Raw genomic sequence first — 21,462 nt, forward strand, 5'->3', positions numbered from 1 at the left:
CTTTCTATTTCAGACAACTGAATGATTGATTTAATTGATTTTTAGCGAGTCGCTGTTAGTTCCAAATTTTAACTCTCTTACTTATTCAGAGAGCTAGTCTCTCGTTCTCACTTAAGAGAAGTCACTGAGACGAAATCTTCGTAACTTAAAGTTAGAAGAATGTTTTTTAAAAAAGCCTCACGACCTATTAGTACGGATCAGCTGAATACATTACTGTACTTACACCTTCCGCCTATCAACCTCGTAGTCTCCGAGGAGTCTTTAGGGGGCCGAAGCCCCAGTGAGATCTAATCTTGTAGTCTGCTTCCCGCTTAGATGCTTTCAGCGGTTATCAGTTCCGAACATAGCTACCCTGCATTGCTCTTGGCAGAACAACAGGAACACCAGAGGTTCGTCCATCCCGGTCCTCTCGTACTAAGGACAGGTCTACTCAAATCTCATACGCCCACAGAAGATAAGGACCAAACTGTCTCACGACGTTCTGAACCCAGCTCGCGTACCACTTTAATTAGCGAACAGCTAAACCCTTGGGACCTGCTCCAGCCCCAGGATGTGATGAGCCGACATCGAGGTGCCAAACTCCATCGTCGATATGGACTCTTGGATGGAATAAGCCTGTTATCCCCGGAGTACCTTTTATCCGTTGAGCGATGGCCCTTCCACGCGGGACCACCGGATCACTTTGGCCTGCTTTCGCACCTGCTCGACTTGTAGGTCTCGCAGTCAAGCCCCCTTATGCCAATGCACTCGACGCCTGGTTTCCAATCAGGCTGAGGGGACCATCGCGCGCCTCCGTTACTTTTTGGGAGGCGACCGCCCCAGTCAAACTGCCCACCAGACAGTGTCCCTCTCCTCGTGACGAGGAGCAGGTTAGATTTCAAAGGTGCCAAGGGTGGTATTTCAAGGTTGACTCCACAAGGGCTAGCGCCCCTGCTTCAAAGTCTCCCACCTATCCTACACATGCCAACTCTAAAATCACTGCCAAGCTACAGTAAAGGTTCACGGGGTCTTTCCGTCTTTCTGCGGGTACTCGGCATTTTCACCGAGAATTCAATTTCGCGAGGCATTTGGTCGAGACACCGGAGAAGTCGTTACGCCATTCGTGCAGGTCGGAACTTACCCGACAAGGAATTTCGCTACCTTAGGACCGTTATAGTTACGGCCGCCGTTTACTGGGGCTTCGATTCTCAGCTTCGCTTGCGCTAACTAATCCTCTTAACCTTCCAGCACCGGGCAGGCGTCAGTATGTATACTTCGTCTTGAGACTTTGCACATACCTGTGTTTTTGATAAACAGTCGCTACTCCCATTTCTCTGCGACCCGAAAAAGCTTGGGGAGTAAATCCTTACACTCTCGCGGGCACACCTTTTCCCGAAGTTACGGTGTTAAGTTGCCGAGTTCCTTGACCAAAATTCACCCCATCGCCTTAGGATATTCACCCCACTCACCTGAGTCGGTTTACGGTACGAGCTAACAAATCTAAATTTACGAAACTTTTCTTGGATACATGGCTTTTCTCACTTCCGATTCAAAGAATCTCGCATTCACGCCTCAGTGTTATGTGCCGCGGATTTGCCTACGACACCACCTACACGCTTACACCTCAATCCAATAAGAGGCTGAGATAGCCTATACCGTCATTCCTTAAACACAATTTGCTAGGTAACGGAATATTAACCGTTTTGCCATCGATTACGCCACTTGGCCTCATCTTAGGACTCGACTAACCCTGGGAAGATTATCTTTACCCAGGAATCCTTGAGTTTTCGGCGCCCGGGTTTTTCACCCGAGTTCAACGCTACTTATGTCAGCATGATCACTTCTAGTTCGTCCAGCTGTCCTACCGGTCAACCTTCATCCTACGCTAGAACGCTCCCCTACCACTAAAATATAAAATATCTTAATCCAAAGCTTCGGTAACACGCTTAGCCCCGTTGTATCTTCCGCGCAGAGTCACTAGACTAGTGAGCTATTACGCTTTCTTTAAAGGATTGCTGCTTCTAAGCCAACCTCCTAGTTGTCAAAGTAACTCCACAACGTTCTCCACTGAGCGTGCATTTAGGGACCTTAGCTGTTGGTCTGGGCTCTTTCCCTCTCGACGCATGACCTTATCACCCTGCGTCTGCCTGCTGAGGAACATATCTGTGGCATTCGGAGTTTATTTGGGTTTGGTAATCCGGTAAAGACCCCTAGCCCATTCAGTGCTCTACCTCCACGATACTTTTTACTCAACGCTATACCTAAATATATTTCGGGGAGAACCAGCTATCACCCAGTTTGATTGGCCTTTCACCCCTAATCACAGATCATCAAAAGAGTTTTCAACCTCAACTTGTTCGGTCCTCCACGAGGTGTTACCCTCGCTTCAACCTGTCCATGATTAGATCACCGGGTTTCGGGTCTATGCCTGCAAACTAAACGCCCTATTCAGACTCGCTTTCGCTACGACTACACCTTCAACGGCTTAATCTCGCTTGCAAACATAACTCGCTGACTCATTATGCAAAAGGTACGCTATCACCCACGTAAGGGGCTCTAACTGCTTGTAAGCTTACGGTTTCAGTTTCTATTTCACTCCCCTCTCGGGGTTCTTTTCACCTTTCCCTCACGGTACTTGTTCACTATCGGTCACTAAGGAATATTTAGCCTTATGAGGTGGTCCTCACAGATTCCCACAAAATTTCACGTGTTTTGTGGTACTCGGGATGCCGCTAGAGCCATTGAGCATTTCGAACACGGGGCTATCACCCTATCTTGCCAGACTTTCCAGACTGTTGTTCTATACTCTCCGGTCCCACGTTGCGGTCCCACGACCCCTCAATCAAATAAATGATTAAGGTTTAGGCTGTTACCCGTTCGCTCGCCACTACTGGGGTAATCTCGGAATTGATTTCTCTTCCTGAGGGTACTGAGATGTTTCACTTCCCCTCGTTCGCTTCAGACACCTATGTATTCAGTGAATGATATCATAAAATGATGAGTTTCCTCATTCGGAAATCTCCGGGTCAAAGTGTGTGTGCCACTACCCGAAGCTTATCGCAGCTTACCACGTCCTTCATCGCTTCTTAGTGCCAAGGCATCCACCGTAAGCCCTTTGTAGCTTTAAAAAATGGAACTAACCTCGCTAAAAATCAACTAAATCAATCTATTCAATTGTCAAAGAACGAAAATCGTTCAAGCGTAAAATCTCTTATTCACCTCTAACAGACCAACTCAATTTGTTGAAAGTTGGTGGGCCAGGGAAGACTCGAACTTCCGACCCCACGCTTATCAAGCGTGTGCTCTAACCAACTGAGCTACTGGCCCATGTTAGATGCGATTAAGAGTTTTCACTCTTTCAAAACTAAACAGCTAGAAAAGATTTTTGGGACTCACCCACTCGGGAAGAGTGAGTTGACCTAAGATTGTGATTGCTTTTTTCAAGTTAAACTTGAAACGCCGATCACCATAATCCTTAGAAAGGAGGTGATCCAGCCGCAGGTTCCCCTACGGCTACCTTGTTACGACTTCACCCCAATCATCGACCATACCTTGGGCGCCTGCCTCCTTGCGGTTAGCGCAGCGACTTCTGGTACAACCAACTTTCATGGTGTGACGGGCGGTGTGTACAAGGCCCGGGAACGTATTCACCGCGGCATTCTGATCCGCGATTACTAGCGATTCCAACTTCATGGTCTCGAGTTGCAGAGACCAATCTGAACTTAGATAGCTTTTATCCGATTTGCTCCATCTCACGACTTCGCTTCAGTTTGTGACTACCATTGTAGCACGTGTGTAGCCCTAGGCATAAGGGCCATGAGGACTTGACGTCATCCCCACCTTCCTCCGGTTTAACACCGGCAGTCCATCTAGAGTGCCCAACTGAATGCTGGCAACTAAATGTAGGGGTTGCGCTCGTTGCGGGACTTAACCCAACATCTCACGACACGAGCTGACGACAGCCATGCAGCACCTGTGTACCGACCCTTGCGGGCTACGGCGTTTCCGCCAATATTCCAGTACATGTCAAGCCTAGGTAAGGTTCTTCGCGTTGCATCGAATTAAACCACATGCTCCACCGCTTGTGCGGGCCCCCGTCAATTTCTTTGAGTTTTAATCTTGCGACCGTACTCCCCAGGCGGGATACTTAACGCGTTAGCTTCGTCACTGAAGGGGTCAATACCTCCAACAACAAGTATCCATCGTTTATGGTGCGGACTACCAGGGTATCTAATCCTGTTTGATCCCCGCACTTTCGGGTCTGAGTGTCAGTGTCTAGCCAGATAGCCGCCTTCGCCACCGGTATTCCTCTTGATATCTACGTATTTTACCACTACACCAAGAATTCTACTATCCTCTCTAGCACTCAAGCTACGCAGTATCAGATGCACTTCTGGGGTTGAGCCCCAGGCTTTCACACCTGACTTACATAGCCACCTACACCCGCTTTACGCCCAATAATTCCGAACAACGCTAGGATCCCTCGTCTTACCGCGGCTGCTGGCACGAAGTTAGCCGATCCTTTCTTACAGGGTACATTCATTGTGTTATTCCCCTGCGACAGAGCTTTACGACCCGAAGGCCTTCATCACTCACGCGGCGTCGCTGCATCAGAGTTTCCTCCATTGTGCAATATTCCCTACTGCTGCCTCCCGTAGGAGTCTGGACCGTGTCTCAGTTCCAGTGTGACTGATCATCCTCTCAGACCAGTTAAAGATCGTTGCCTTGGTGAGCCATTACCTCACCAACTAGCTAATCTTACGCGGACTCATCTTAGAGCGAAAAACCTTTGACCCCTTGAACCGCAGTTCTTGTGGTCTTATGCGGTATTAGCGAATCTTTCGATTCGTTATCCCCCACTCTAAGGCAGATTATCCACGCGTTACTCACCCGTGCGCCACTAGTACTCACCCGAAAGCTTTCCCCGTTCGACTTGCATGTATTAGGCACGCCGCCAGCGTTTGTTCTGAGCCAGAATCAAACTCTCCAGTTTAAATTCTGTATCAACCAAACTACTAGCTTACGCTTGTATGTTTGTTCGAATATATTTAATTTTGAAATTGTGAATACTAATTACTCAGTATTCAAAGAGCCCAAAAATCTATTTCTTCTAGCTATTCAGTTTTCAAAGAGCGAAACATTGATCTGTACCCCTTAAAGTAGACAGATAAAAAAGGCCTCAACTATGATAAGTTGGGGCTTTTATATTTGGAGTATCATGAGAAAGAAAATAAGGGACAAGTCGAAATACGAGCACAATCCCAACATCAAAAAGGTCACTGAATCCAACATTCAGTTCACCAAAGAATTCAAAATTAAGGCGATCAAGGACTATCAGAATGGTCTTCTGGCCGATAACATTTTCCTTACGGCTGGCATCGATATTTCAGAATTTGAACCAGGATATCCACGTAAATCTATTAATCGCTGGATCAAAGCGTCTGATGAGTATGGGGTAAAGCACTTAGACCTTGAACGTCGAGGAAGATCTCGCTCTCAAAAGTTCAAATCGGTCGAAGAAGAACTGCATTATCTTCGCACGGAAAATGAGTTTTTAAAAAAGCTCCACGCCTTGGAAGCCATCTCAGTAAAAAAGAAAAATACGAAATAGTTTCCAAGGCGAAAATTGAATGCCCCTCGATGTCTTTATTGAAACTTTGCTCTTCTGCTAAGGTCTCACGCGGAGGATATTACAAATGGTGTCGTAAACGATCTTACCAGCTAAGCGTAGACGAACAGCTCATATTGGAGACTTTTGCGCGAGGGAAAAGTAAATGGGGCTCTCGACGGGTGAAGATGCATTTATTGAGGCAACACGGATTGATCATGAATTTAAAGAAAGTTCGAAGAATTTTAAGATCTCTTGGCCTCAAAGCAACGGTTAGACATAAAAGAAATCCCCAGCTTACTTTCGCTGGAGAAGCACATCGTATTTTGCCAAACCTTCTTCAGCAAAACTTTAAAATTGAGAAACCTGATCACGTATATTCAACTGATGTAACACATTTATATTACGGAAAGTCTCAAAGAGCCTATTTGTCAGCGACAAAGGATCTGGCGACTCGAGAAATTGTTTATCACAGTCTTTCTACAAATACTGACGTAGCATTAGTTACGCATGGACTAAAAGAGATGCTTCAAAAAATCTCTCCGGCTAAGCGGAAAAACTTGGTGATTCACTCCGATCAAGGAGCTGTTTATATGAGTACAAGTTATCGTCGAATACTGAGATCTCTAAATGTTCAACAATCAATGTCACGTCGTGGAAATTGTTTGGATAATGCGCCGATAGAGAGCTTCTTTGGGCACTTGAAAGACGAAATTGACAGCTCTAGTTGTCTAACTATCAGGGAATTAAGTGATGAAATTGAGAGATATATTAAATATTATAATAGCCAAAGACCGCAATGGGATTTAAAAGGAAAAACCCCGATGGAGTATCGGGGTTCGCTTAACTAAGCCTTTTTTACCTGTGCCTTTTTTGGGGCCCAGATCATATCACCGGCTTTTTTTATTACTTATGTTTTCCGTGTTTTGCTTTCACGTTTTCAATTTTGTCTTTGCAGGCTTGTGAAAGTTCATCTTTATGTTCTTTCATACATTTCATTACTGCGCCTTTGCCTTTTTCAACATCGCTGCAGTATTTTTCAGCGTCTTCGTGGCATGCTTGATGAAGACCTTTCATCGCCTTGTGCATCTCGCCCATTTTTGACTTACACTCTTTGGAGATTTTTTTACGATTGTCCTTCATGCATTTGTGCATTTCAGGTCCTGGAGTGACTCCTGGGCACAGCAGATCCATGTCTTTAGCACAAGGGCCAGCCTTAATTGCACCGGATGTATGATCAGATTCAGCGGGAGTTGCGCCTGGAACTGGCGGAGTGGCCTCTGGTGATTGAGCATAAGAAACTGTTGCGAAACTGGCAGCGAACGTGAAAGCACAAAGTGCGATCAAAGATTTCATTTATTCCTCCTGTTGGATATACCAATGATAACGACGAATTCCAGCAAAGCAAATGTTGCTTTGTTGTCCTAGAACAGATGTTTGGCACCGATAGCTAAGGACGTAAAAAAACTTGCTACCACTGCACACCACGCATAGCTAAACAATGTAAAGAGCCCGTCTTTTTCCAGATAACCGATGGCACACAGGACTATAGATATGGCTGGTACAGTATTCGAAAATGGAATTGGCAAAGGTAATGCTAGTAGCACAGCATTCACAGCTAAGACTAAAAAATTTAAGAGTCTAAACACCGGCATGTCATGAAAGAACATCATTCTTTTTCGTACGATTTTGGCAACATAAGTCCAGACTTTTTCGGCATAGGTGCTGGTTTTGATGATTGTGTTGGCGGAGATCTTTACGTTTTCCCAACGCTGCGGAAGCCATGGTGGCCGACGTAAAAACAGGAAAAAAGATACTAAGATAATCAGCATGCCAGAAATCGTTGATAAACCCGGCACGGGAATAGGAAAAAGATATGGCAGACACAAGATCAGCAAAATCATGCCGTGACCTTCTTCTCCCAGAAGATTGAACACTTTTTTTAAAGAAAGATCACCGTGTCCAGCTTCTTCCTGCAAAAGATCCATGGCGGCAATAAACTCGCTTTTCAATCTTGCCTTCCTTTCACCGGATTTCATAAAATGAACGCTGCTCCGACAAAGTCAGAGTGTAGACCCCTATTCTAAAGGACCTGCGATGGATTGGAAGATTTTTGCGAGCACTTTTATCACTATTTTTTTGGCAGAGATGGGAGACAAAACTCAGTTCACGGCTTTGGCAGCGTCCAGTCAAACCAAGTCGACGATGACGGTATTGGTAGCGGTTGTATTGGCTCTGGGTTTAGCTGGAGCACTTGGAGTCATCTTTGGAAAGTATCTTGGACAATTGTTAAATCCACAGATGATGAAATATGTTTCTGGCACTCTATTCATCCTCGTGGGGATTTGGGTTTTAACATCTAAAGGATAACTTCTACGTTACGTGACACTGAAGTTATACAAAAAATTCGGTGCTTAAACACAAAGAAACGTTATGTAACATTAGCGTATGACATAAAAAAAGGAGCCTCGATGGGCTCCTTTTTTTATTTCGACTTCGGTCAGTAGATCGTGACTTAGATAGTCGCAATCAATTGAGCGATCAACAAAGATACGACAGACATAACTTTGATCAAGATCGCGATACCAGGACCAGAAGTATCTTTGAACGGGTCACCTACAGTGTCACCAACAACTGCCGCTTTGTGAGCGTCAGAACCTTTTGGATGACCAGGCAATCCACCTTTTTCGATGTATTTCTTAGCGTTATCCCATGCACCACCAGCATTCGCCATGTACAGAGACAAAGTTGCACCAACAGCCAAACCACCAGCAAGAAGACCTGCTAGTGCTTGAGGGCCCAAGATGAAGCCCACTGCCACTGGAGCAAGGATCGCGATCATACCTGGCAAGATCATTTCGAACAACGCTGCTTGAGTAGCGATGTCTACGATTTTAGCTGGTTGTGGTTCCGCTTTACCTTCACGAAGACCTGGGATTTCTTTAAATTGACGAGCAATTTCAAGAACGATTTTTTGAGCTGCTTTACCAACCGCAGTCATAGTTGTTGAACCAACTAGGAACGGAAGGATGGAACCGATCAAGATACCGATCAATACGCCAGAAGAAGTAAGATCCAAAGACATTGCTTGCAAACCTTTTTGCAAACGGATGTGGTTCACTTCCATGTTGAATGCAGAGAATAGAGCAAGAACTGTTAGGATCGCAGAACCGATCGCAAAACCCTTACCAATAGCTGCAGTTGTGTTACCAACAGCATCCAATTCGTCAGTGATGTCACGAACGTTTTTACCAAGACCAGACATTTCAGAGATACCACCAGCATTATCGGCGATAGGTCCGTAAGCATCTACAGTCATTACAACTGCAGTACCAGCCAACATACCCACTGCTGCGATAGCGATACCATATAGACCCAAAGCGTGGTCAGCGATGTACGCTGCAGCCACAACGATCAACATTGGGATAGCAGTCGATTCCATACCTACTGCCAAACCACGGATTACACCCGTACCAGCACCAGTCAAAGCTGCTTCAGCAACTAGACGGATTGGACGATGAGCTGTGTAGTACTCAGTGATAAGACCAATCAAAGCACCACCAAACGCACCAGCTGCCAAAGCAACAGTTACTGATTGAGAGATACCGAACATTGGAAGAACGATTGCTGCTGCGATCGTCAACAAGATTGGTGGGATGATCAAAGCGTTACGAAGAACTGTCGCTGGCTTGCCGTTTTTGAACGCGCGAGCCAAGAAGATCACAACGATAGAGATGATCATACCAAGACCAGAAAGAACTAGAGGCAATGCTACACCAGCACTACGAACAACCGCAGCGTCAGTAGAGTCCGTCAAAAGTTTCCCCAAGCCTTCAGCTGGGATCGTCAAAGCGATAGCCATCGCAGAAACGATAGCTGCAACCATGGACTCATAGATATCCGCGCCCATACCAGCAACGTCACCCACGTTGTCACCAACGTTGTCGGCGATAACGCCCGGGTTACGAGGGTCGTCTTCAGGAATGTTCTCTACAACTTTACCAGCGATATCTGCACCTACGTCAGCCGCTTTAGTGTAGATACCACCACCGATACGCGCGAAAAGTGCGATAGAAGAAGCACCTACTGCGAACGAGTGAAGAATTGTACCAACGATTTCAGTTTGATCTTTGAACATCATGTAGATAACGCCCAAACCAATCAACGCAAGACCTGCCACGGAAAGACCCATAACAGCGCCGCCGTCCAGAGCCACAAGAAGAGCTGCTGGTTTAGAACCAGTTGCTGCAGCTTGAGTTGTACGAACGTTTGCGTAAGTCGCAGCTTTCATACCGAAGAATCCAGCAAGCAATGACAAGAAAGCACCAAGGATGAATGATCCTGCTGCGATCGCGCCTAGAGCGTACCAAAGAACCAAGCCCACGACGATTGCGTAGACAAAAAGAACCTTGTACTCACGTACAAGGAAAGCCATCGCGCCTTCACGAACGTAGCCCGCGATGCGATTCATAGTTTCATTGCCAGTCGGTTGTGCCTTCACGCGAAGGTACAGAACTACTGCCAACACCAAACCAATAACCCCAGCGATCGCTGGAGACATTAGCAAGTTATTACTAAACATTGTTGCACTCCATGTTTGATTTCTCGTTTAAATTACGAAGACTTAGGGATAATCAAAACATTGCATAGAGTCAACAATGTGCACTGCATTACTTATCTTCTGTTTTTGGTGGCTCTGCTGTTTTTAGCAGTCTGGAATCTTCATCGGGCCCTGGAGGAGTATTTTCCCTTTGACCACTGGAAACATTGGATTTTTTAGAACCTGTTTTAACCGGCTTCTTCTGTTTTGCCTCTTTTTTGGGCATTTGTTTTTCGTAGGTATTCGTTTCTGGCACATCTCGTTTTTCAGCTTGGGCCGCGGAAACTAAAGTGAATGAAGCGATAATTCCAAAAATTATTTTTAGCATAGGTGCCTCCTTGATGCCTTCATCCTAGAAAACACGTCTGACTTTGCAACCCCTGTTCCCGAGATTATGCCGAGGTACAGGGTTGCGGTTACAGCAGAGGAATTACAAAGGCAAAAGTCGCACCAATTATGTAAATCACCACTGATGACACATAAACCACAAAAGAAAATCGGCGGGCCTTTGTGCAAGCGTCACGCAATTCGGGATCTAAGGGACATGGGGCATTTCTGTTTCTCCAAGTCCAATAGCCGTTGAGTCCCAACATCACAGCAGCAAAAACAAAAACTTCGATTTTGTGTTCTGAGATCCAGATTAATGCCGGCATTTTGCTTGCCAGTCCCGCAAGGACAGCGCCAAGTCCTAGGCTTACGAACAATGCGGGTAGCGCACAGCAAATGAGAGTGCCCGCAGAACTAAAAAGTGTCAGGTAGGAGATGAAACTATTTTTTGTCGAAGCTAACTTCATAGCCAGCATCCTTTAATAAGGTTTCAATTTTTTCGTGAGAAAGTTTTTTGCCGTCATTGTAAGTAAGCTTTACGTATTTTTTTTCTAAGCTGACTTCGACGTTGCTAACCTCTGGCTGCTCTTTAAACTTTTTAGTAATTCCCTGAGCGCAGAACGAACATACCATGCCTTTAACGCCGACGGTTTCTGTTTCAGCTGCGAATGCCACTGAAGACATTATTAGTGCAATTGTTAAGATGATATTTTTCATAAAATCTCCTTTAAAAATGGACCATGTAGTTAAACGCCCACTCGCCGTTAAATCCTGCTCCAAGCTCTATCAAGACATTGCGATAAAAGAGGCGAACAAACTGAGTGAGCTGCGTTGAAGAATCATTTTGTTTTTCAGCTTGCAAGATGAACCAGGCGTTGATTTCATTATATTCCGCTAAATAGGGCGCCACCCCGGCTCTTAGTTTTATCATTTCAAAATCTGGGCGGGACTGTACACCGGAACTGTCACGAATAAATCTGCTGTAAGAGGCAGCTGTGTAGTATTTTCTGGATTCCCAATCTAAATCTGCAGAGGCAAATCCCACGCCTTTGGTTTCCTCAAAGGACCTTTCCGCACCATACCCCGCACTTAAATAAATATTCCCTTGAGAGTCTTCGTTGTTCCACCGTTTCGCCAAGAAGTTCACTCGTGGCAAGGAGTAACTAGTCCTGCCTTCTTTAAAATAATAAAGTCCTGCAGCAAGATAGGACTTAAAGGAATAAGTTAAGAGCAATTCATTTTGATCGGGTTTATTATATGACATCAAGGATGTCGCCCCCTGATAAGAGACAGGATGAGCGTCAACCGGTGTCGCTGTTGCAGAAATGATTATCAAAAGGATTGTGAACATCTTCATACTTGTTTGTTCCTTCAGTGAGTATTAGGATGCGGGCTGAGGCTTTGTGACAAAGTGATTGAAAAAAAATTGGAAGACCAAACTGACGAAGAACTTTTGATCTCCCTTTCCGAGGGGGAGACCAAGGCATTAGATTATCTCTATACGAGACAATCTGGGCGCGTGCTTTCTTATATCAGGAAGCGTGGACTTTCTAAGGAACAGGCGGACGATGTGTTACAAATCGTCTTTATGCAGGTTTTTCGTAAAAAACACCTCTACGATCCTAAATACCAGGCCATGGCCTGGATCTATGTCATCACTCGAAGTGAGCTTAAAGACTATAGAAACCGCGAAATCAAAGATCACCTCGAATGGGATGATAAAATGTCACAAACTACTGAGTCTGCTCCTATAATCGAGCGAGAGGACGAGGCAGCGGCTTTACTGAAAGAGCTTGGCCCTCGAGAGCAAGAAGCTTTGCGACTGCGGTATTTGGATGAGTTGGAATATGAAGAGATGGCAAGGCGCATGAAAACATCCAACAGCAATATTCGCCAGTTGGTCAGTCGCGCTTTGAAGGCTTTAAGGAGAAACAATGAAAGACGTTAAAAATGATTTTGAGTCTTTTAAAAATGATGCGGGTGACACTGCGGGTTCTTCTTTTATCCTAAATAAGATTCAGGCTGAGATTGCTCGCACGGCTCCTAAAACTTCCGCTGTGGCTGTGAAACTCGGTGGTATTCATCTCGTCAGTTCTTTTTTCACTTTGATGGCCTGTCCTCAGTTTGGAACCCGTTTATTTTTCAGCGGCGAAGGTTTAATGGGTGTGTTTATGAAAATCTCCCCGACATTTTGTCAGATTTTTTGCGGGGCTTTTTATTTAGCGACAACCTTCATCATAGCCCGCTTGTTGTTAAAGTATGACGAGTGGTTGGTGTTGATGCGTTCTCGTGTTTTAACGATTGGCTCTGTAGCTTTATTGTCATTGGGGGTCTTTGCGATGCTAGCCCGGGGAATTTCTTTTGAAGCGGGGCTTTTATGGATCTTTGGGGCGATCGTTGCCGCAGAGATGGCATCGGCCTCACGCTTGACGCTTAAAAAGTTTTTTAGCTTTGGTCGCGTTTAAAGTTTTAATTTAATCTCTAAAGGGAAGTGGTCAGAACTTACCACCGTGTGATGCACTTCTGCTTTCAATACTTCAAAGCCACGAACAAAGACGTGATCTAGCTTCAGCAAGCGTCCGTCGTTTTCTAAATCCAAATGATCAAGACCTAAATCTCTAAAGATGGATTTCATAATTAAATGGCGTTTAACGTTCCAAGTGTTGAAGTCGCCGGCCAAAATCACGGGGCCTTCGAATTTAGAAATACGCTCAGCAATTTCATACAGCGAAGTGGTGAAAGCCGAGGTCGTCACAAAATTGAGAACGTGAGTGCAGACGACTAAAACTTTTTTGCCTTCGAAATCATATTCACTAAAAAGCGTGAGCTTCGGTGTTAGCCAGAAAAGCTCGCGGGCACTTGCGCGGATAAAATCCACTGTGCTTGGGGTGTATTTAGAACCGATAGCCACACCTGTGCTATTTTCATTTTTTTTATAATGAAAACTTTGAGCTAAATGCCACTCGTAGGAAGCAAAATCCTGCTTCCATAAAAGTGGCATTTTGTTATCGACCAAGGCCTCTTGTAAAAGAATAAAATCCTTGCCGCTACCATGCTTGCGGAAATCGTTTTCAAATAGGTGCTCTTTTTGTCCTTTATAGACATTCCATACGAAAATATTTAGCTCAGACGAAGGAGCTAGCACTTGGCCAGCCTCCCCGATCTTTACTAAGACTTTTTCTAAGGCTGGAATTCTAAAGGGAACCATAAAATCCTTATTTTACTCGAGCCAAATATTTTTCATCAACTTCGGAAACTTTTAAAGCTTGTGCTTCGTTTCGCTCTTGCTCGGCTAGCAGAGTTGAAAGATAGCGCTCGGTTGTGCTTGGAACAATAACCACGATGTTTTTACCGCGATTTTCTTCTTTAGCTGCCAATCGCAGACCGACTGCAATCGAAGCGCCTGAGGAAATCCCTACAGGGATGCCTTCTTTTTTAATCACCTCGCGGGCCATTTTCATCGAGTCTTCTGAAGAGATTTGCTCGACTCCATCAACGACCGATCTGTCCATGACCGAAGGGATAAAGCCTGCGCCCAGGCCTTGAATTTTATGGGGCCCGGGTTTTCCACCCGATAGCACGGGGCTTTCTGCGGGCTCTACCGCAATCATCTTTACTGAAGGATTTTTTGATTTTAAGACTCTTCCGACACCCGTGATAGTTCCCGATGTTCCAACACCGCTCACAACCATGTCTACCATGCCATCAGTGTCTTGCCAGATTTCTAGGGCTGTTGTTTCTGCGTGGATTGCTGGGTTTGCGGGATTATCGAACTGCCCTGCCATCCAAGAGTTTTTATCAGCTTCGTGAAGCTCTATTGCTTTAGCAATCGCACCTTTCATACCCAATGGCCCCGGGGTAAGGATGATTTTTGCGCCCAACATCAACAGCAATGTTCTGCGCTCTGCAGACATGGTTTCTGGCATGGTTAATGTGATGGAGTATCCTTTAGCTGCTGCCACAAACGCCAATGCGATACCTGTGTTACCACTGGTAGGCTCGATGATTTGCATGCCGGGCTTGAGCTTGCCCTCACGCTCGGCCGTTTCAATCATCGCAAGCCCAATGCGGTCCTTGACCGAGCCTAGAGGATTGAAAAATTCCAATTTTAAAAGAAGATTTCCAGGCAGCCCCTTACCGAGTCGTTGCATTTGGATAAGAGGTGTTTTTCCGATCGTTTTCGTGATGTCTGAATAGATTCTCATTGCAGAAGTATCCTTTTACTGTGATGTCTCCTCGGATTGGAGAATAGACGTCTATTCTACTCCTGGGTGCAGGGGGATTCTAGGGGGAATTTGAGTTTTTTCGTGATTTCGAGACGTAGTTGGGGCTCCTCTGAGCCCAGCCAATAGTGCGTCCAATTGATAGACAATTGCGATTCGACAGGACCTCGTTGAATTGCTTTATGGAACTTAGGAATGTCTAAGAACCTGACACCCTTTTCTATATTTCAGAGGTCCTTTCTGCCTCTGAATTCAAACTACTTTTAGGTTATAAAGAACGTGATTTTTTATTCTTCACCGCTATTTCGGGGTTTTTATGGGCATTTCTTTTCGAAACATTATGTTGCTGGGGCTTTGTGTTTCTTTGGGCGCTTGTGCGTTTAAAAAAGAGGATGCGGAGGATAAGCAGCGGCAGGAGCTTGTTGAAGATGTTCATAGGAAGATTCAGGATGAAAAAGACACCACAAAGTTGGATTTGAAATCATCGAATGTTATAGTCAAATTCGAGGAACGCGACCTGGGCTACTATGACATGGTTATTACATGGCCTGACTCAGTTGGAAAAATGGAAATATACATCGACAACAATCCATTTGCGACCGTCGAAGGAAAAAATGTGTTCAAAAAAATCGTCATGCAGGGTGATTCTGTCAGCTACAAACTTCGTGCGTACGCACCAAGCACAATCGGCGGCGCCTTCATGGATGAATTTGAAGACGTGGTAACTGCGCCAAAAGATTTCTTAGTTTATAGGAATATCAAACTTCATAGCAACTTAAAAGCCGAGAACATTAATCGTGCTTACTTTAGGACCGACACAAAAGTCATAACTAATGGTTTTGATTTTACACTTAATGCGAAATCTCTTTATGTCGAAGAAATAAAAGACCACGTGCAATCAGGAAATCCGGCGCAGTACTCTCAAATAATAACTCTGGATGAGTCGTCCGACTCCCTAAATAACAATCGGTCATCCAAAATCTCAATTACTGCTGAACACGCCAAAGGACGCTTGTTTATTGCTATGATTGGCAAGAACGGACAAAATGGTCGTGACGCCACCGATTTAATCAACTTAAACAAATACCCTCTTTTACCTGCCATCGCCGAAAATGGTGAAAATGGCACCGACGGTATAATTTCCCCCGGGAGAAGGTGCCCTCCAACGCGCAATAAGGATGTTCAATGCGAAGAGGTTCCACCCAAATGTTTGACAGCCCCAAGTAATGGCCAAGATGGAAAAAATGGCATCGCTGGATACGCAGGAGAAGATGGCGAATCTGGTACATCCACAGGTGACTTAAAAATAAATATAGGTGAATTCCAGGAATTCAGCATCGAAGTATATCAACATCCAGGAGTTGGGGGTCGTGGCGGCAAAGGTTCTGCGGGTCAATCCGGAGGAAAAGGTGGAAGACCAGGCACCTCACATGGCGTCTGCCCCGCAGCGATGCCAGGCAAGAATGGCAAAGATGGTGAGCCAGGGAAAAACGGAAAAGATGGAGCTGATGGCTCCAGAGGTTTGATCGAAACTAATGTTCGGCCCCGCATTATCTGAACGCGCCTCGACAAGACAATTTATCAAACATTTGATTGAATCTACCTCTTTCAGGAGAGGTTAAATGGCGTTGAAGTTTGGGACGAGTGGAGTGCGTGGGTTGGTGACTGAATTTACTGATCGCGAGGCTTATCTTCTTACGGTTGCATTTCTTCAACATGCTGACGTTGTTTCTCCTTCTAAGACTGTTGCTCTGGGGATGGACTTGCGCGAAAGCAGTCCTAAAATTCTGAACGCTGTTCAGCGTGCTCTAACTGACAATGGCAAGACTGTTCAATACTGTGGTGTTTTACCAACGCCGGCCCTTGCCTATTTCTCTGCCGAAAAAAGTTCGATGGCTGTTATGATCACTGGAAGTCATATTCCTGCGGATCGCAATGGGATTAAGTTTTATCTGACTTCGGGTGAGACTCTTAAGCACGATGATGAAAAGATCTTTGCAAATTACGAACGTCTGCAGAAAGAAAACTTCAAAAAAGAGCTTTTTGGCAACAAAGGTGAGTTCCTGCAAGACACGGCAACTTCGAAAGTAGATTGCACCGAAGAAGCTACGTTTATGTTCACAAAACGTTATGTTGACACCTTTGCAGACATTTCTTTTCAGGGTGTGAAGGTCATTTTTTATGAACACTCTTCAGCTGCTCGCAAACTGTTTGTTAGCATTTTAGAAAAGCTCGGTGCACATGTGATACGCCTAGGTCATAGTGACAAATTCATTCCGGTTGATACCGAGGCTGTTGAGTCGTTAGATCTTTTCAAAAAATGGATCGACGAGCACGGTGCTGATATTTTAGTCAGTACTGATGGCGACGGAGACCGCCCCTTGGTCGTTGATAACAAAGGTCGACTGGTTCAAGGTGATAAGCTTGGAATTATTTGTGCGCAGTTTTTAGGTATCGAGGCCGTCGCCCTGCCTATTAGCTGCAACTCCGGGATATCGGAAGTTTCTAGTTTTAAAAAAATAAACTTCACTAAAATTGGTTCACCATATGTCGTCGAAGCTTTAAATAACCTCAATAGCCAATTCAAATCTGTCGCTGGTTTTGAGGCGAATGGTGGATTTATTCTGTCCTCCCCGATCGAGCGAGTTGGAGTTTTAAAACCACTTCCCACACGGGATTCCGTCTTGCCGGCATTAACAATTATTGCAGCAGCTAAAAAACAAAACTCTTCGACTGCAGAGGTTGTGGATAAACTACCAAGCCGATTTACTTCGAGCGTACTTGCTAAAAATTGTCCTCTTGAGAAAAGTCAAAAGATCCTGCAATCCGCTGGTGCGGCTCCTGAAGAGTTCATAAAACAATTTATTCCGGATGCGAAAGTTCAATCCGTAAATACGTTAGATGGGCTGCGCATGACGACAGATAAAAACAAAGTTATTCATCTGCGCCCCTCTGGGAATGCTCCCGAGTTTAGATGCTATACTGAATCGGAAACTCAAGCAGATGCTGATAAATTGAGCTCGGCAGCGTTGGGCAAAATCCTTGAAATGATTCAATAAAAACGGGCCGTCGACGCAATGCTTTAGTTGCGTGCAACAAATAAATATGACGTGGACATTTTTCATCCTCCCCGACAGAATTTACGGCGGAGGATTTATTCATGATCAATAAGTTTGTTGCTGGCCTTGTCCTTTTTGTTTCAGTTATTTCTACTTCTTACGCACATGCTGAATATGCTTTAGGCGCGATGGTGGGAGATCCAATTGGTTTTTCTGGTCGCATGTCATTAAATGACGTGAACTCTGTGGATGCGGCGATTGCTGTCTCTGGTGGGACTTATCGTGGTTTGCAACTTCACTCGACTTTCTTGTTCGATAAATTCCAATCTTGGGAAATGGCTAAAGAAGGCCCAATGAACCTTTACTTGGGTATTGGCGCGCGCATGATCTTTATCAATGATGGCAAATATGATGGAGATGTCGCGTTCGGTCCTCGCGCTCCTGTGGGAATGACTTATATGTGGGCAGATCCAAAGGTTGAGTTCTTTGCGGAATCGGCTTTGATTATTGACGTATCGCCGAAGGTTGATGCGGATTTGGATATTGCTGCTGGTGCGCGTTTTAGATTCTAGTAAGGGTCGGACCTTTGCAGTTAAGAAAAAACAATAAAGGTCCTTAAGAATAAACTTTGAATCCTTAAATTTAGGACATCAAAGGTCTACGAAGAACGTCAAAAACGTTCTTCGACTTGATTATCCCCATTCAGCGAATTATTAACTGACACGAAATATTTTAATTCGTGGGGTATTAATGAGAATCGACTCGAGAATTAAATGGCTCGCATTCGCTCTCATCTTATTTGTCTTCGCAAAAAGTTGGGAGCCAGGTGTTGGCTTAGACACAGCTACCTACGGTGCGATCGCGCGCGATATCTTGCAAAATGGTTCTTGGTTTAATCCTAAACTTGCTCCTGGCATTTTTGATCCTTTTGTGGAGCATCCTTATCTGGTGCTTTGGTTGGATGCTTTGTCCTTAAAGGTTTGGGGCGCCAATGCTTTTGGGATTCATTTTACTTCTTCGGTTTTAGGCATCATTGGGGTGCTGGCGTTTTTTGCTGCTATCCGCAGGCTTGTGGATGAGAATACGGCGCTGATCTCTACTATTTTGCTTCTTACGATTAACGTCTTTATGAATTTTATGTCCAGCGGTTGGTTGGATATGCCGATGGTGGCGTTTATTCTTGTTGGGTTTTATTTTTCATCAAGAATATCGAATAGCAGTGACATCGGATCTGCCCTTCTTTCGGGCTTTTTTCTGAGTTTCGCTATCCTCACAAAGGGAGCAGCGGCGATAGGAGTTCTTCCTGTTTTACTATTCGCAGGCACTCGTCTCAATTGGCGCCCGAAGCCTCTACTAACTCTAAGTGTAGGCATTCTTACGCCTTTAATTGCATTCACGATCGCCCATTACCACTCTCAAGGATTTGTTTTCTGGGAGAGGTATTTCTATCGACAATTCATCGTTCAAAATGATGCCCGCGAAGCTAGTTACGATCCTGTGGGTTGGATTTGGTATATTCGAGATACTATTAACCACGCACATCTCGTGGCGTTACTCTTTATCCCTGGCCTAGTCCTTTTATGGAAAAAGCAATATCGGTCGGTGGCTGCAATTGCAACACTACAGTTCTTGATCCACCTGGCAGTCTACGCCTTCAGCAACCGTCACAACAGACAGTATCTGCTGCCGATCTTTCCTTGGCTGGCTCTGGGAGCTGGATATCTCGTTTCACTTCGTTGGAAGTTAAGCGCTGAGAAATGGACTAAAGGTCTCTTGGGCCTCAGCGCCATATATTTCATGGCCGTTACTGTGTTGCCAATTACTGTTCACAGCATGGGTGGACCAGAAATACATGCCTTTAAAGAAACCATAAAGAACCTTCCAATTGAGCGCATCTATTTTCAGGCCAATGAAATTGAACGACTTAGCGGTGAAGCGACCAGTTCGTATATCGCGTGGTACTGGCAAAAAACTCCTGTGATGTTTACCCCCGAAGAACTCCCGAAAATAGTTGCGTCGATAAGAAATGGCGAAGCTGTATTCATCATCCACAACGAAGATAACAAGCACTTCTTAACGCACACAGAATCGGTTTGCGCATGGAATGATCCATGGATCTTGTACTCAACCAAAGAAACCTGCACCCAAATGAAGCCTAAAAACCTCGTCAATAACGACTAAAGCTGTTTTCGGAACAGCTGCTTGCCTTTTGCAGGTGCTCGGTATTTACTTCCCCTATGAAATATTCCAAATGGTTTTGGATCATTATCGGTATTGCTTTTCTAGTGTTCACGCACCAGGTCTTGTGGTGCCCTATTCACGGCGATGGCGCCTTTTATGCAATGATCATCAAGCAAACAACAATGCATACGGGACTTACTTTATACCGTGCAAATGGCTATGCTTTTTTTGATCATCCTTATTTGTTTTTCTATTATGCTTCATTGATCACAAAGTTATTTGGCGTTTCCGATTTCACAGTCAAACTTCCTAACTTTTTGATGGCTGGATTCACATTCTACCTGATGACGAAGGCATCCAAAGCCTCTCATCCTCATTTTGTGAATCGCAACCTGGGCAACTCTCAAAATTTAATTTTCTGGGCAGGAATTATTTCCATTTTATTGCTCGCACTAACTGGTGGATACGAACTCCAAACCCGACAACCCTCAATTGATCCTAGCGTTCAATTTTTAGCCCTAGCAGCAGTTTTTGCATTGATCAGGTATCGCAATCATTACGCGGCGGGAGTTGTTTTGGGCTTAGCCTTTATGACTAAAGGGACAGAGATGTTGTCTCATTTAGCCGCCCTAATGCTACTTCCATTTATTGGAAGTTCTATTCACGAAAGCATTCGTGAATTTCTCAAAAATCTAGGAAAAAGCCTGATTGTTCTCGGTGGAGTTCTTACTGTCTTTGCGTTGTGGTTTGCATGGGATCGTTATTTCAATATTCATTGGTTCGAGGGTTATTACGAGTACCAGTTTAAAAATCGCTTCTTCTCAAAACAAAACTTCTCAACGTCTCTGATCGATTTAGCTTTTATTAAATCTCTTTTCCAAATGTACGGAATCTGGCTGATACCGACGGCTGTGATTCATGCTTTCTATTTTAGAAAAAACAAATCACTTCCAAAAATTTGGATTTACTATTGGCTCTATTTGATCATGACCGTCTGTGCATTTTCTCTGATTAAAAAAGATTCTTCTCAACACTATACAGGGATCTATATCTTTGGCTCAATCAGTCTTGCTCAAGGACTTGTATATATGTGGACCTGCTGGAGCGATAAGTTGCGACACAGATCCCTTCAAATCGCCAAAGGACTTACGGCCACGCTCTTCGTCGCCGCATGTTGCGCTACGATTTATTTCTGGACGACGCCATACAACAAAAAAGACATTTGGGCAGAAACCCAGCGTGTTGGTAAATTTTTAGAACAAAAATCGTCACAACTTGTCGTCATCAATCCCAAAAGTCCGTGGGGAGAGCAGATGTACTGGAATTTAAGATGGTACAGCCAAAATCCAATTTATTGGAAAGGTGGAGATGAACGGTCCACCATTACGCCGGGACAGGCTGTATTTTTAGTTACAGCGAGCCCTAGCGGAAGTGAAATTGAAGTTCGCGAGATTGCTGCCGACTCCGATATTTTAAATAAATAGC

At 44.7% G+C, this 21,462-nt stretch carries 19 protein-coding genes, 1 tRNA gene and 2 rRNA genes; 10 read left to right on the forward strand and 12 right to left on the reverse strand.

Annotated features, from left to right (window positions below):
* Positions 1 to 166: 166 nt before the first annotated feature.
* From B9G69_RS14570 to B9G69_RS14580, 3 genes are all read right to left on the reverse strand, one after another.
* Positions 167 to 3,107: ribosomal RNA gene (locus B9G69_RS14570) — 23S ribosomal RNA — on the reverse strand.
* A 122-nt stretch (positions 3,108 to 3,229) separates the two neighbouring features.
* Positions 3,230 to 3,306, reverse strand: a tRNA-Ile gene (locus tag B9G69_RS14575).
* 152 nt (positions 3,307 to 3,458) lie between these two features.
* Positions 3,459 to 4,972: ribosomal RNA gene (locus B9G69_RS14580) — 16S ribosomal RNA — on the reverse strand.
* The 16S and 23S rRNA genes sit together here with 1 tRNA gene alongside, the layout of an rRNA operon.
* A 225-nt stretch (positions 4,973 to 5,197) precedes the next feature.
* Between B9G69_RS14580 and B9G69_RS14585 the strand changes: the two genes are divergently transcribed.
* Together B9G69_RS14585 and B9G69_RS14590 are read left to right on the forward strand one after the other, a co-directional pair.
* Positions 5,198 to 5,590 carry a hypothetical protein gene (locus B9G69_RS14585; RefSeq protein WP_088617422.1) on the forward strand — a complete coding sequence of 131 codons (393 nt, stop codon included), beginning with the start codon at positions 5,198 to 5,200 and terminating at the stop codon, positions 5,588 to 5,590.
* Positions 5,587 to 6,438 (forward strand): IS3 family transposase, encoded by an 852-nt coding sequence (locus B9G69_RS14590; protein WP_254917124.1) that lies wholly within the window; start codon positions 5,587 to 5,589, stop codon positions 6,436 to 6,438. Before B9G69_RS14585 ends, B9G69_RS14590 begins: the two co-directional genes overlap by 4 nt.
* A gap of 55 nt (positions 6,439 to 6,493) precedes the next feature.
* Here B9G69_RS14590 and B9G69_RS14595 read toward each other — a convergent pair whose 3' ends face one another.
* Both B9G69_RS14595 and B9G69_RS14600 read right to left on the reverse strand, forming a co-directional pair.
* Positions 6,494 to 6,943, reverse strand: coding sequence for a cysteine rich repeat-containing protein (locus tag B9G69_RS14595; protein ID WP_088614498.1), 450 nt, complete (start codon positions 6,941 to 6,943; stop codon positions 6,494 to 6,496).
* 68 nt (positions 6,944 to 7,011) lie between these two features.
* The gene (locus B9G69_RS14600) at positions 7,012 to 7,626 is read right to left on the reverse strand and encodes an exopolysaccharide biosynthesis protein (protein ID WP_254916759.1); all 615 of its coding nucleotides are present in this window, start codon (positions 7,624 to 7,626) and stop codon (positions 7,012 to 7,014) included.
* Between the two features lie 58 nt (positions 7,627 to 7,684).
* Here B9G69_RS14600 and B9G69_RS14605 point away from each other — a divergent pair, with 58 nt between their 5' ends.
* Positions 7,685 to 7,957 (forward strand): TMEM165/GDT1 family protein, encoded by a 273-nt coding sequence (locus tag B9G69_RS14605; protein WP_088614497.1) that lies wholly within the window; start codon positions 7,685 to 7,687, stop codon positions 7,955 to 7,957.
* Between the two features lie 145 nt (positions 7,958 to 8,102).
* On the opposite strand, the gene B9G69_RS14610 is transcribed toward B9G69_RS14605, so the two are convergent.
* From B9G69_RS14610 to B9G69_RS14630, 5 genes are all read right to left on the reverse strand, one after another.
* Entirely contained in the window at positions 8,103 to 10,169 is a 2,067-nt protein-coding gene (locus tag B9G69_RS14610) for a sodium-translocating pyrophosphatase (RefSeq protein WP_088614496.1), read from the reverse strand.
* An 88-nt stretch (positions 10,170 to 10,257) separates the two neighbouring features.
* A complete protein-coding gene (locus tag B9G69_RS14615; protein WP_088614495.1) occupies positions 10,258 to 10,515 on the reverse strand; it encodes a hypothetical protein in 258 nt (85 codons plus the stop codon).
* An 88-nt stretch (positions 10,516 to 10,603) separates the two neighbouring features.
* On the reverse strand, positions 10,604 to 10,981 hold the full coding sequence (locus B9G69_RS14620; protein ID WP_217897661.1) for a hypothetical protein: 378 nt from the start codon (positions 10,979 to 10,981) through the stop codon (positions 10,604 to 10,606).
* On the reverse strand, positions 10,956 to 11,231 hold the full coding sequence (locus B9G69_RS14625; protein WP_088614493.1) for a heavy-metal-associated domain-containing protein: 276 nt from the start codon (positions 11,229 to 11,231) through the stop codon (positions 10,956 to 10,958). Before B9G69_RS14625 ends, B9G69_RS14620 begins: the two co-directional genes overlap by 26 nt.
* Positions 11,232 to 11,241: 10 nt before the next feature.
* Positions 11,242 to 11,871: a hypothetical protein gene (locus B9G69_RS14630; protein WP_088614492.1), complete on the reverse strand. Its 630-nt coding sequence runs from the start codon at positions 11,869 to 11,871 to the stop codon at positions 11,242 to 11,244.
* Between the two features lie 54 nt (positions 11,872 to 11,925).
* Between B9G69_RS14630 and B9G69_RS14635 the strand changes: the two genes are divergently transcribed.
* Positions 11,926 to 12,462, forward strand: a complete 537-nt coding sequence (locus B9G69_RS14635) for an RNA polymerase sigma factor (protein ID WP_254916758.1) — start codon at positions 11,926 to 11,928, stop codon at positions 12,460 to 12,462.
* Entirely contained in the window at positions 12,449 to 12,979 is a 531-nt protein-coding gene (locus tag B9G69_RS14640) for a hypothetical protein (RefSeq protein ID WP_088614491.1), read from the forward strand. The genes B9G69_RS14635 and B9G69_RS14640 overlap by 14 nt, the downstream gene beginning before the upstream one ends.
* Here the strand turns inward: B9G69_RS14640 and B9G69_RS14645 are convergent.
* Both B9G69_RS14645 and cysK read right to left on the reverse strand, forming a co-directional pair.
* Positions 12,976 to 13,722 carry an endonuclease/exonuclease/phosphatase family protein gene (locus B9G69_RS14645; protein WP_088614490.1) on the reverse strand — a complete coding sequence of 249 codons (747 nt, stop codon included), beginning with the start codon at positions 13,720 to 13,722 and terminating at the stop codon, positions 12,976 to 12,978. The genes B9G69_RS14640 and B9G69_RS14645 overlap by 4 nt on opposite strands.
* A 7-nt stretch (positions 13,723 to 13,729) precedes the next feature.
* Entirely contained in the window at positions 13,730 to 14,719 is a 990-nt protein-coding gene (cysK, locus tag B9G69_RS14650; protein WP_088614489.1) for a cysteine synthase A, read from the reverse strand.
* A 334-nt stretch (positions 14,720 to 15,053) separates the two neighbouring features.
* On the opposite strand from cysK, the gene B9G69_RS14655 reads away from it, so the two are divergent.
* The 5 genes from B9G69_RS14655 (at position 15,054) to B9G69_RS14675 (ending at position 21,461) form a co-directional block, all read left to right on the forward strand.
* Positions 15,054 to 16,295, forward strand: a complete 1,242-nt coding sequence (locus B9G69_RS14655; protein ID WP_088614488.1) for a hypothetical protein — start codon at positions 15,054 to 15,056, stop codon at positions 16,293 to 16,295.
* A 64-nt stretch (positions 16,296 to 16,359) separates the two neighbouring features.
* Entirely contained in the window at positions 16,360 to 17,796 is a 1,437-nt protein-coding gene (locus B9G69_RS14660; RefSeq protein ID WP_088614487.1) for a phosphomannomutase, read from the forward strand.
* 101 nt (positions 17,797 to 17,897) lie between these two features.
* A complete protein-coding gene (locus tag B9G69_RS14665; RefSeq protein WP_088614486.1) occupies positions 17,898 to 18,368 on the forward strand; it encodes a hypothetical protein in 471 nt (156 codons plus the stop codon).
* Between the two features lie 178 nt (positions 18,369 to 18,546).
* Complete coding sequence (locus B9G69_RS14670) at positions 18,547 to 19,977, forward strand: ArnT family glycosyltransferase (RefSeq protein WP_088614485.1); 1,431 nt, start codon at positions 18,547 to 18,549, stop codon at positions 19,975 to 19,977.
* A gap of 56 nt (positions 19,978 to 20,033) precedes the next feature.
* Positions 20,034 to 21,461, forward strand: a complete 1,428-nt coding sequence (locus B9G69_RS14675; protein WP_088614484.1) for an ArnT family glycosyltransferase — start codon at positions 20,034 to 20,036, stop codon at positions 21,459 to 21,461.
* Position 21,462: the final 1 nt, after the last annotated feature.

This window comes from Bdellovibrio sp. SKB1291214 (assembly GCF_002209355.2).
Taxonomy (GTDB): Bacteria; Bdellovibrionota; Bdellovibrionia; order Bdellovibrionales; family Bdellovibrionaceae; genus Bdellovibrio.

What these genes read in the sequence shown, in the direction of transcription:
- B9G69_RS14670 (WP_088614485.1), top strand. Translation starts at nt 18,547, where the DNA reads ATGAGAATCGACTCGAGAATTAAATGGCTCGCATTCGCTCTCATCTTA.
- B9G69_RS14630 (WP_088614492.1), bottom strand. Translation starts at nt 11,871, where the DNA reads ATGAAGATGTTCACAATCCTTTTGATAATCATTTCTGCAACAGCGACA.
- B9G69_RS14610 (WP_088614496.1), bottom strand. Translation starts at nt 10,169, where the DNA reads ATGTTTAGTAATAACTTGCTAATGTCTCCAGCGATCGCTGGGGTTATT.
- B9G69_RS14675 (WP_088614484.1), top strand. Translation starts at nt 20,034, where the DNA reads ATGAAATATTCCAAATGGTTTTGGATCATTATCGGTATTGCTTTTCTA.
- B9G69_RS14605 (WP_088614497.1), top strand. Translation starts at nt 7,685, where the DNA reads ATGGATTGGAAGATTTTTGCGAGCACTTTTATCACTATTTTTTTGGCA.
- B9G69_RS14625 (WP_088614493.1), bottom strand. Translation starts at nt 11,231, where the DNA reads ATGAAAAATATCATCTTAACAATTGCACTAATAATGTCTTCAGTGGCA.
- B9G69_RS14620 (WP_217897661.1), bottom strand. Translation starts at nt 10,981, where the DNA reads ATGAAGTTAGCTTCGACAAAAAATAGTTTCATCTCCTACCTGACACTT.
- B9G69_RS14645 (WP_088614490.1), bottom strand. Translation starts at nt 13,722, where the DNA reads ATGGTTCCCTTTAGAATTCCAGCCTTAGAAAAAGTCTTAGTAAAGATC.
- B9G69_RS14660 (WP_088614487.1), top strand. Translation starts at nt 16,360, where the DNA reads ATGGCGTTGAAGTTTGGGACGAGTGGAGTGCGTGGGTTGGTGACTGAA.
- B9G69_RS14585 (WP_088617422.1), top strand. Translation starts at nt 5,198, where the DNA reads ATGAGAAAGAAAATAAGGGACAAGTCGAAATACGAGCACAATCCCAAC.
- B9G69_RS14600 (WP_254916759.1), bottom strand. Translation starts at nt 7,626, where the DNA reads ATGAAATCCGGTGAAAGGAAGGCAAGATTGAAAAGCGAGTTTATTGCC.
- B9G69_RS14655 (WP_088614488.1), top strand. Translation starts at nt 15,054, where the DNA reads ATGGGCATTTCTTTTCGAAACATTATGTTGCTGGGGCTTTGTGTTTCT.
- cysK (WP_088614489.1), bottom strand. Translation starts at nt 14,719, where the DNA reads ATGAGAATCTATTCAGACATCACGAAAACGATCGGAAAAACACCTCTT.
- B9G69_RS14640 (WP_088614491.1), top strand. Translation starts at nt 12,449, where the DNA reads ATGAAAGACGTTAAAAATGATTTTGAGTCTTTTAAAAATGATGCGGGT.
- B9G69_RS14615 (WP_088614495.1), bottom strand. Translation starts at nt 10,515, where the DNA reads ATGCTAAAAATAATTTTTGGAATTATCGCTTCATTCACTTTAGTTTCC.
- B9G69_RS14595 (WP_088614498.1), bottom strand. Translation starts at nt 6,943, where the DNA reads ATGAAATCTTTGATCGCACTTTGTGCTTTCACGTTCGCTGCCAGTTTC.
- B9G69_RS14665 (WP_088614486.1), top strand. Translation starts at nt 17,898, where the DNA reads ATGATCAATAAGTTTGTTGCTGGCCTTGTCCTTTTTGTTTCAGTTATT.